Origin of the sequence: Clostridium sp., from assembly GCF_050717535.1 — a bacterium.
GTDB lineage: Bacteria > Bacillota > Clostridia > Clostridiales > Clostridiaceae > Clostridium_AD.
In genome coordinates, this window is sequence record NZ_JBOITM010000080.1 from 71,918 (window position 1) to 81,954 (window position 10,037).

Below are 10,037 nucleotides of genomic sequence, written 5' to 3' on the forward strand. Positions count from 1 at the left end.
TTATGAGTAAAATATAAAACTTGATTTATACATACCTAACATATTTGAATAATAACATTATGTAAAATTTTAGTCAATAGAGTACATTTTTTTATTCCCTTGGGTTTGTCCCAATATAGTGCTATAATATTTTTATGAATAAAAAAACAAAAATTTATAAAAATTTAACAATATTTGATGTGGGGGAATAATAATGAGAAAAAGGATATTATCTCTACTCATAGCTACAGGACTAGCTATGTCAGCAAGTATGCCAATAGTAGCAGCACCACTAAGTGAACAACTAAATAATCAAAAGAAACAGCTTGAAGTGCAAAAAGGTTCATATACTAAGTTGCAGGAGGATTTTGAAAAATTAGAGATATCTATTGAGTTGCTGGATTTTGATATTGAAAGTATATATTCAGGAATAGATAAAGCAAAAGAGCAGATAAATGATGCTGAAAATAAAATAGAGCAGAATACTAAGAATTTAGCAATTGCTCAGGAAAATATAAAGGGCGAAGAAGATTTGTTTAATGAAAGAATGAGAGTCATGTTTATGAATGGAGCAGATACATATTTAGAAATTTTGCTTGATTCTCAAGGGTTAGAAGACTTTATTTCAAGAGTAGAAAATGTTAAAAGGATTGTAGAATATGATAACCAAATTATTAGTGAATTAAATGTTAAAAAACAAGATATTGAGCATCGAAAAGAAAATCTTGATGATAACAAGAAAAAAATATTAGCATTACAAGCTGAGAATGAAGACAAATTGGACAAGCTTAGTGTAAAGAAAAAAGAACAAAGTAAATTAATAGTAGAAGCAAAAACGGAGCAAGAATTACACAGGAATGAAATAACAGAAACTGAGGCATTACTGGGTAGTACTATGATCCAAATAAAAAATGCATCAAATCAAACACCTAAATATGAGGTGGCAGTAGCTACTCAAAATACCAGAGAAATTACTCCATCAAGAGGTTTGGCAAGTAATGTAGTAAATAATGTAGTAAGAGAAGAACCCGCAAAAGAAGAACCTAAAGAAGAACTAAGTCAACGTCAAAACACATCATCAGTTAGTTCAAATGAAGTAATAGCTTATGCTGAAGGTTTCCTCGGAACCCCTTATGAGTGGGCAGCAACAGGCCCCAATACCTTTGATTGTTCGGGCTTTGTTCAATATGTATATGCACATTTTGGAGTTAGTACAGGTAGATCTACCTATGATCAGATAACTAACGGAGCATTTGTGTCTAGGGAAAACCTACAGGCTGGAGATTTAGTGTTCTTTGGATCAGGAAGTCCTCATCATGTTGGTATTTATGTGGGAAATAATTCATACATACATGCCCCAAGCACAGGGGATGTAGTTAAAATATCACAATTAACCAGAAGTGATTATATGTCTGCAAGAAGAGTTAGATAATAAACTGTAAACATGTTAAAAAATTGCCATGCACTCTTGTTACTTTTGGTCATCTGAGATTCACTTAATGATTCTTTAAATACCCTATTTATAATTGAACAGGGTATCTAAAGAATTATTTTTTTCTGTATTCGGCCAGAAGTAAATCCACCATTGCACCATAACTCTTTGTTCCAGATCCTTGATTTTGAGCCTTAAGATAAGTGTCATTAATTTTATCACCCATTGATTCTATAGGGCCAGAGTAACCTTTCCAAAAATGTTGATTGTAGTTCAAGTCATTTAGTACACTAGTACTACAGGTTAAAATCAATTCTTCGAATTTTTGAGAATCGTTTTTCCGTAATGCATTAAATGAATAAGATAAAGCTGCAAGTGTACCTGAATATTGAAAGTTTACATCAGGATGATTTATACAGACTATATATGCAATAAAATTTGCTTCATCTTCCTTGGCGAATCCTCTTTGATGAGCCATTTCATGAGCAGTTGTAAAGGGAAGGAATGAATCAGGCTCTGCCATATTAATATTAGCTTCATTGGTAAAAGGAAAATAAAAGCCAGTAATTCCTGTATAACACATTGGGATTGATAGTAATATGCCCTTAGGTGTTCCATAGTTACCTTTTAATTTACTATATTTTAGTGAAGCATTATCATACCCTAATTGAGCAGTTTCTAGCATATACTTTTTATCATAGGGAAGTTCCATTATGCCATTCTGATTTTGCTTTAATTTTTTTCTTAGAGTATTTGAATTATTTATAAGCATTTTACAAAGGTTGGCAACTTCAGCGGATGAAGAATTACGTATATTTAATTGGAATATTTTATCTAGAGTTAGTCTTTGATAATTAAATCCCCATAAAAGCTGAAATGAGAAATATATTACTCCTGATATAGCAAGTATATTTAATCCAAAGTTCTTTAAAGTATTTAATCTTTTATTTTTGTATTTATATAAGCGGAAAATTGTTTTTGAAATATAAAATATAACGAAAGTTGAAAAAGAGACAATTATTAATTCTGCAAGAGAAAAGGGTAAAAATCCTGTGACTGCACTTAAAATATTGGCAATTATTTTATAAAAAAATGAAGAATAAAATTTTTCTATAAAATTTGGGAGAATTCTAGAGAACTGTGATAGAAAAATACTTAAAGGCAAAAGCAAGATTAAAAATAATTGCTTAGTGGTTACAAATTTTTTCAGCATATATAGAACACTTCCTTTTAAATTCTATTTTACCAATTTACTGAGGAATTATCAAAGGTATTTTTTATGAACAATTATTTTTAAAACTTATTTCATTATTTTTGATATCTTATATTGTATTTATTGAATATTAATGATATTATATACCTATAGGGGGTATAACATCATTATTAATCTTAAAACACTAAAAAATAAGAAAAACATATATAGCAATAAAAAAATAAAGTTTAAGGGAGAAAAATATGAATAATTTATTTACCATAGCAGCTATTCTTTTGCTCGCATACATGCTTTATCCTAGAATAATACTTAAGTTTAATAAGAATGTAAAAAATGTTTCTGGGGTAGAGGCAACTTCCTTCATCAAAGATACTAAAGATCTTGTTATTCTGGATGTTAGAACTAAAGGTGAGTATAAATCTGGGCATATAAATGGATCTAAACTAATGCCTGTTAGTGAAATTGCTTCTAGGATTACAGAACTGGAAAAATTTCGTGGCAGGCCAATGTTAGTTCACTGTGCATCGGGGAGCAGAAGTCCTAAAGCAATAAATGTATTGTTAAAAAATAATTTTGGGCCAATTTATCATATGAATCATGGGTTATCAGGTTTTAATGGAAATTTAAAAAGGTAGTTCATTAATTTAATTATAGAGATGAAAATATAAAGGAGCACAATTGTGCTCCTTTATGTTTATTGGTGATGATGTTCACCATGATGATTGCAAGTTACATCTTTATCTTCTAAGGTTTCATTAATATATTCCTCAATAACTTTTTTATATTCACCAGATGCTCCTTTTATTACATTAAGGCCGTTCTGTTGTAAGCCATTGATAGCTCCACTGCCAATACCTCCAGTAATAACTACTGTTGCTCCCTTTGCTGTAAGTAAGTTTGCTAGACCTTGATGATTATGTGCCAGTTCAACTGAAGATATTTCTTCAATGCTAACAATTTTTTTGTCCTCTATAGTTGCAATTACAAAACTTTCACTCATTCCAAAATGTTGATTCACCATATTTCCCTTATTAGGTAGTGCTATTTTCATACATATTACCTCCATTTTTTATTTTTTTATGTTAGTGATAATTTTATTTATAAGATTCTCAGTTAATTCAGTATTTAACTTGTATTGACCTTTGTTTGAAATATTAACTATTTCTTTACACATTGGAATTTCACCAAGTAAATCTAAATCATTTTTATTTAGAAATTCTTGAATGTTATCTGATTCAAAGATTCTTATTTTCTCACTGCATCCAGAGCAAATAATATAACTCATATTTTCTACGAGTCCTATTACATCAAATTACAAAAGGTAGTATAAAATTTATAAGAATAAAGAATATTAATTTTGATCAAGGAATATTGAGTCTAATATAAGAAAAAGAAGCATGAATAAAGTAACCACACTTCTTTAAGATATTTGCTAAAAACATTAAATAAACAGATTTACATTTGAGTTTTCAGCTTCACCTAAGTAATAGCCTACTCCTCCAATTTTAACTCCATCAATAAGTTCTTCTTTTGTAATACCCATAACATCCATAGACATTGAGCAAGCAACTACCTCTACGCCACTATCAATAGCTGATTTTATTAAATCTTCAAGAGAACTTATATTTTTGTTTTTCATTACGGAACGGATCATTTTAGCTCCCATTCCCATCATGTTCATTTGGGATAGTTTAAGTTTTTTACTTCCTCTTGGCATCATAAACCCAAACATGGAATCAACTATTCCTTTTTTTACAGATACTTTTTCAGGTTTCCTTATAATGTTAAGACCCCAGAAGGTAAATAGTATGGTAACTTTACTGCCCATTGCAACGGCTCCATTTGCAATAATAAAGGCTGCAATGGCTTTGTCTAAATCACCACTAAAAACTACCATGGTTTTATTGCTTTTTTCTACAGTATCTGAGTCAATAAACTTATTTATTTTGTTTGTCTTATTGCTTTTTTTTATATAAGCATAAACCATGCCCTTGTCTTTTCTTAAATCTAATAATTCATTATTTGTTTTAGTACACCAAGATTTAATGTCTTCATAGAAGCCAGGATCAGATGCTGTTACTTTTAATATTTGACCTTCATTTAAATCATCAATATTAGCTTTAACTTGAATTAATGGGCCAGGACAACACAAACCACAAGCATCTAGAGCTTTATCATAATTAGAAGCGCCATTATCTAAAGAATGTTTTATAACTTGAGTATCGGGATCTACAGACTGCCTTTTGGCCCCTTCACTAATACTTACTTTATCTAGCTTTATTTTTGAATTTAAAGCTGATTTATATCCTCCTGTTAAGTTTTTAACCTTAAAACCATTTTGAGATAAAATTCTAGCGGCTATATAACCTCTAATACCTACCTGACAGTAGTTAAAAATCTCTTTGCTTTTATCAAGTTCATTAATTCTTTCTCTTAAATCATCTACAGGGATATTTATAGCACCTTCAAGATGTCCATTTTCAAATTCAATGTCAGTACGTACATCTACAAGAACAGTATTCGATTTATCGTAGGCTAAGAATTCATCTGTAGTTATTACATCACTTATTCCCTTTAACACATTTTCAGCCAAAAAACCGGCCATATTTACTGGATCTTTAGCTGATGAGAAAGGAGGCGCATAAGAGAGCTCTAGTTCTGTTAGATCGGTAACTGTTCCGCCGAGGCGTATAACTGTAGCAAGTACATCTATTCGCTTGTCTACTCCATCATAACCTACACCTTGAGCTCCAAGGATCTTTCCTTCATCATTAAAAATGAGTTTTAAAGTCATAGTAAGAGCACCAGGGTAATATGATGCATGAGATACAGGATGTACAAATACAACTTTATGAGGAATGTTAAGGCGTGTTAAATTTCTTTCATTATTGCCTGTACCTGCAGCTGTTAAACCAAAAACCTTTATAATTGAAGTTCCTTGAGTTCCTTTATAAGTAGTTCCAAGCCCTGCTATATTATCGGCTGCAATCCTACCTTGTTTATTTGCAGGTCCAGCCAGTGGAACTGCTGATTTTTGTTTGTTTACAAAATCAACTATTTCTATTGCATCGCCCACTGCATACACAGATGGCACGGCTGTCTCCATTTTATCATTTACTATTATATGACCTCTAGGCCCAAATTCTATTCCACTATTTTTTAGGAAGCCAGTATCAGGAACCACTCCTATTGCTAAAATAACCATGTCAGCACTTAGTTTTTTATCACTATTTAAAATTATTTCTACACTATCTTCATTATCTTTAAAAGCTTTTACACCGTCATTTAAAATTATTTCAATGCCGTTATCTGAAATTTCCTTTTCAACGGTTAAAACCATATCTGTATCTAAAGGGGCCATTATGTGGGGAGCAGCTTCTACTATAGTAACGTCAAGACCTCTTTCTTTTAAGTTCTCAGCCATTTCAATGCCAACATAGCCTCCGCCAATAACAATAGCAGAATTAATACCTTTTTTATCCACAAATGCTTTTATATTATCCGTATCTGGTATATTCCTTAATGTAAATATTCTTTTACTGTTAATGCCTTCTATATTAGGTTTAATTGCTTTAGAACCTGGTGATAGGACTATATAATCATAACTTTCTTCATAAGTACCGCGAGTCTTGCTATTAACTGTCACAGTCTTTTTATCTGTGTCAATGGAAGTTACATCGCAGTTATTTCTTACATCTATATTAAATCTAGCTTTCATACTTTCAGGTGTTTGTACTAAAAGATTATCTCTTTCTTTTATAACTTCACCTATATAATAAGGAAGCCCGCAGTTTGCAAAAGAAATATATTCATCTCTTTCAAACATAATAATTTCTGCAGTTTCATCAAGTCGTCGTAGTCTTGCCGCTGTTGAAGCACCACCAGCTACGCCACCTACTATTAATACTTTTTTCATCTAAATATTCCTCCTCGTATAGTCATTATCTATTATTAACTCAATATTAAAATTGAATTTATTAACTTTATTATTCTTTCATCTCTAATTTTATAGTTTACGTTAAGCCCCTTTCGATTTCCCTCTATAACGCCTGCATATCTTAGCTTTTGTAGATGTTGGGATACAGTAGATTGAGGAACCTCAAGGCAAGTATGCATATGAGAAACATTACACTCACCCTGGTCTAATATACTTTTTACTATACATAACCTAATAGGATGTGCCAATACTTTTAGGACTTCTGCAATTTCACAGTATTTCGTATAATCTGTATCCATAGCTTTTCCTTTCCTGAATTTTAAATCAGCATTATTTAGTTAAATTGTAATTTTAAGTAGATCATTAAATTGGTATATTGTAATATTAAGATATAACAATATAATATCACATATAAAATTAAAATCAATAGAAATATCAATCTTTGTTAAATATTTATTTAAAACTTTTATTAAAAACAAATAACAAGTCTAGTATGCTAGCATACCGACTTGCTATTTGTTTAATATATTAGTATTCACCTTAACAAATTCCTTCCTTCTTTTAAAAATTTTACATCATATTCGATTATTTTTAGTATTTGTTTTATCTAATAATATTATATGGTATTTTTAAAAGAAAAAATAAAATATGAGGACTTATCAATGCAATGCCCCAAGCATATAATGGTTTTTTATAATGAAGAATTAGCATTGGGAACATCAAACAATTAAATATGAGAGTACACCATATATTCCATCCGTTAAAGTATGTAAAATAACCTAATTTAATAGCAATGAATTCTGGAATGGTATAAATAGCTACATAAATAGAAATATGAAGAATTATTTTTGTTATTTTGCTTGGTAAATGAGGGATGAACATCATAACTGTACATGGATATACAGTTATTGAAATAAGCAAATCTGTAAAAGTATGATTTATTACTACTGATTTGTATAACCATAATGGATGATCGTATGTTAAGAAGGCGGAAGCTACACTACTTAATATAAAAAATAAGATAGTAGAGTAATACTTCTCCCAATTTTTCCAATCACCTAATTTGTAGCAAATGTATATTGAAATTAATGAAAGAAAGATAAGGTACATTTAAACACTTCCTTATAATACAAGTTTGATAAATACAATAATATATTTACTTTCTCTAATTAATCCATTTTAATTTATAACAATAATAACAAGAATACTTGTTATTATTGTTAATAAAATTAGTGTTTCCTTTTTTATAAAATTTATAAGTATGAAATTTAAAATTATGCTTTGCAATTTAATAATTTGCAATTTTGTGATAAATAGTTGATAATACTTTATTTTAAAAAGCTGATGTATGCTTGGATTATCGCACTCGTAAGTCCACATATTTTATTTTTTATAATGGAAATACCTTATAACAGTATAAGATGAGAAGAATTCAAACATAATACAATTAAGAAAACTATAATTATATATTTTTAATATAATATATGAAGGGTGGATTAAAATGACAACAGAAGCAAAAGTACAATTAACTTCAACAGAATTAGGTACATTATGGATGAGTTATCAAACATTATCAGCAGCCATAGCATTTTGCAATCTATTTAAAGATAAAGTTATAGATAAGGAGGCTAAAAATATACTTACCTCCTATTCTATTGCTAGAAAAAATACAATTAATGAAATTACAAATATATTTAATAATGAAAAAGCTGTTATTCCAGTAGGGTTTGGGGAGCAGGATATTATGTTAGAAGTACCACCTCTATTTGATGATATCTTTTGTATAATGTATCTTCGCCAGATTTCAAAGTTACATTTAGGTCATTCTGCTGTATTTTCAGCAATGTCATATTTGAAAGAAGTAAATGACGTATTAAAACAAAAGTACGATGTTTCTAATAAATATTATATGATTACTACAAATTATCTATTAGGAAAAGGCGTGCTTGCAAGACCACCATATGTAACTATGCCAAAACAAGTAGAATTTATAGAAGGTAAAAATTACATGAGTGGATTTAATCCTTTTTCTGAAAAACGTTCATTAAATACAATTGAGGTTGGTTATATTAATGAAGCTATAGAGTATAATATTTTTAATATGCAACTACTTACTGGATTTGCGCAAGTTGCAAAAGAAAGCGAAGTTAAAAAATATTTCATCGAAGGTAAAGAATTATCAAAGAATGTAATTACAGAATTAAGTGGTGTGCTATTACAAAGTGATATTCAACCTCCAAGTGCTTGGGCAGGTAAAGCTACAGATTCTAATCAGGCTCCTTTCTCAGATAAACTTATGATGTACACAAATAGTTTAACAGCCGTCACAGCATTAGGCTTCACTGGACTGGGTACATCTTTTAGCATGAGAAAAGATTTACCTGTTAAACTTGGACTTATTTCTAAGGATACATTTGAATATTCAAAAAAAGGTGCGAAATTAATGATCAAATATAAATGGATGGAAGAGCCTCCTCAAATGGAAGATAGAAATCAACTTACAAAATAGAAGATTAATTATGCTTGTCAACTACCAACTACACTAAAGTTATAGTGGGTTTACACCTATTTTATAAAAAAAGGAGGCATTTAAATGACTACAGAGGCAAAGATACAATTATCATCGTCAGAATTAGGTACAATATGGATGGCATATCAATCTACAACAGCAAATTTAATGATATTTAATATATTTAAAGATAAAACTGTTGATAGTGAAGCCAAAAACATATTAAATGAGTATATTACTGAAATTATAAATGTAAAAAATAATATTGTTAATATATTTAATAGTGCAAATGCAGTTATTCCCATGGGCTTTGATGAACGAGATATACTAAGAGAGGAACCTCCACTATTTGATGATATTTTTAATATAATGTTTCTTCGTCAGATGATGAAATTAAAACTTGGTCATTGTTCTGTATTTATAGCTATATCTCATATGAAAGAAGCTCATAATTTATTTAAACTTGAATATGATATTGCTTATAAATATTATGTTATCACAACCAACTACCTACTAGGAAAAGGAGTCCTTGCACAGCCACCAGCTGTAACTATGCCAAAACATATAGAATTTATTGAAAACACAAATTACATGAGTGGATATAATATTTTATCTGAAAAACGCTCATTAAATACAATTGAGGTTGGGTATATTAATGAAGCTCTAGAAAATAACATTTTAGGAATGCAACTGATGACGGGATTTGCACAAGTTGCGAAAGAAAATGAAGTGAAAACATATTTTATAGAAGGTAAAGAAATATCAAAAAACATTATAACCGAATTAAGTGCTGTGTTATTACAAAGTGATATTCAACCTCCAAGTACATGGGCTGGCAAATGTAAGTGGTAAACTAAAACCATGAGATTTAGGAAAATAAGAACCCGGAATAATTTCCAAATAACCACAAAAACAAACACCTTTTCTGTACAATAGAATTGAAGAGGTGATGAGAATTGAAAAGATT

Annotated in this window: 10 protein-coding genes; 4 read left to right on the plus strand and 6 right to left on the minus strand. The window is 29.8% G+C overall.

The features are described 5' to 3' along the window. Positions 1-193 precede the first annotated feature (193 nt). Positions 194-1,411 carry a C40 family peptidase gene (locus ACREVU_RS16435; protein WP_431552682.1) on the plus strand — a complete coding sequence of 406 codons (1,218 nt, stop codon included), beginning with the start codon at positions 194-196 and terminating at the stop codon, positions 1,409-1,411. A 115-nt stretch (positions 1,412-1,526) separates the two neighbouring features. On the opposite strand, the gene ACREVU_RS16440 is transcribed toward ACREVU_RS16435, so the two are convergent. Then, entirely contained in the window at positions 1,527-2,624 is a 1,098-nt protein-coding gene (locus tag ACREVU_RS16440) for a DUF3810 domain-containing protein (RefSeq protein WP_431552683.1), read from the minus strand. 242 nt (positions 2,625-2,866) lie between these two features. Here ACREVU_RS16440 and ACREVU_RS16445 point away from each other — a divergent pair, with 242 nt between their 5' ends. Beyond that, positions 2,867-3,259, plus strand: a complete 393-nt coding sequence (locus ACREVU_RS16445) for a rhodanese-like domain-containing protein (protein ID WP_431552684.1) — start codon at positions 2,867-2,869, stop codon at positions 3,257-3,259. Positions 3,260-3,318: 59 nt separating this feature from the next. Here the strand turns inward: ACREVU_RS16445 and ACREVU_RS16450 are convergent, their stop codons facing one another. The 5 genes from ACREVU_RS16450 to ACREVU_RS16470 all read right to left on the minus strand — a co-directional run bounded on the left by ACREVU_RS16450 (position 3,319) and on the right by ACREVU_RS16470 (position 7,671). Continuing rightward, the gene (locus ACREVU_RS16450; protein WP_431552685.1) at positions 3,319-3,675 is read right to left on the minus strand and encodes a NifB/NifX family molybdenum-iron cluster-binding protein; all 357 of its coding nucleotides are present in this window, start codon (positions 3,673-3,675) and stop codon (positions 3,319-3,321) included. 18 nt (positions 3,676-3,693) lie between these two features. Beyond that, positions 3,694-3,927, minus strand: coding sequence for a P-loop NTPase (locus ACREVU_RS16455; RefSeq protein WP_431552694.1), 234 nt, complete (start codon positions 3,925-3,927; stop codon positions 3,694-3,696). A 138-nt stretch (positions 3,928-4,065) separates the two neighbouring features. Continuing rightward, positions 4,066-6,540: a CoA-disulfide reductase gene (locus tag ACREVU_RS16460; RefSeq protein WP_431552686.1), complete on the minus strand. Its 2,475-nt coding sequence runs from the start codon at positions 6,538-6,540 to the stop codon at positions 4,066-4,068. Positions 6,541-6,575: 35 nt separating this feature from the next. Beyond that, positions 6,576-6,860 (minus strand): ArsR/SmtB family transcription factor, encoded by a 285-nt coding sequence (locus ACREVU_RS16465; RefSeq protein ID WP_431552687.1) that lies wholly within the window; start codon positions 6,858-6,860, stop codon positions 6,576-6,578. 304 nt (positions 6,861-7,164) lie between these two features. Next, positions 7,165-7,671, minus strand: coding sequence for a CBO0543 family protein (locus ACREVU_RS16470; RefSeq protein WP_431552688.1), 507 nt, complete (start codon positions 7,669-7,671; stop codon positions 7,165-7,167). 391 nt (positions 7,672-8,062) lie between these two features. Here ACREVU_RS16470 and ACREVU_RS16475 point away from each other — a divergent pair, with 391 nt between their 5' ends. Both ACREVU_RS16475 and ACREVU_RS16480 read left to right on the plus strand, forming a co-directional pair. Continuing rightward, entirely contained in the window at positions 8,063-9,070 is a 1,008-nt protein-coding gene (locus tag ACREVU_RS16475) for a DUF3231 family protein (protein ID WP_431552689.1), read from the plus strand. Positions 9,071-9,154: 84 nt separating this feature from the next. Beyond that, complete coding sequence (locus ACREVU_RS16480; protein ID WP_431552690.1) at positions 9,155-9,922, plus strand: DUF3231 family protein; 768 nt, start codon at positions 9,155-9,157, stop codon at positions 9,920-9,922. Positions 9,923-10,037: the final 115 nt, after the last annotated feature.

What these genes read in the sequence shown, in the direction of transcription:
- ACREVU_RS16445 (WP_431552684.1), top strand. Translation starts at nt 2,867, where the DNA reads ATGAATAATTTATTTACCATAGCAGCTATTCTTTTGCTCGCATACATG.
- ACREVU_RS16435 (WP_431552682.1), top strand. Translation starts at nt 194, where the DNA reads ATGAGAAAAAGGATATTATCTCTACTCATAGCTACAGGACTAGCTATG.
- ACREVU_RS16475 (WP_431552689.1), top strand. Translation starts at nt 8,063, where the DNA reads ATGACAACAGAAGCAAAAGTACAATTAACTTCAACAGAATTAGGTACA.
- ACREVU_RS16450 (WP_431552685.1), bottom strand. Translation starts at nt 3,675, where the DNA reads ATGAAAATAGCACTACCTAATAAGGGAAATATGGTGAATCAACATTTT.
- ACREVU_RS16440 (WP_431552683.1), bottom strand. Translation starts at nt 2,624, where the DNA reads ATGCTGAAAAAATTTGTAACCACTAAGCAATTATTTTTAATCTTGCTT.
- ACREVU_RS16460 (WP_431552686.1), bottom strand. Translation starts at nt 6,540, where the DNA reads ATGAAAAAAGTATTAATAGTAGGTGGCGTAGCTGGTGGTGCTTCAACA.
- ACREVU_RS16480 (WP_431552690.1), top strand. Translation starts at nt 9,155, where the DNA reads ATGACTACAGAGGCAAAGATACAATTATCATCGTCAGAATTAGGTACA.
- ACREVU_RS16465 (WP_431552687.1), bottom strand. Translation starts at nt 6,860, where the DNA reads ATGGATACAGATTATACGAAATACTGTGAAATTGCAGAAGTCCTAAAA.
- ACREVU_RS16470 (WP_431552688.1), bottom strand. Translation starts at nt 7,671, where the DNA reads ATGTACCTTATCTTTCTTTCATTAATTTCAATATACATTTGCTACAAA.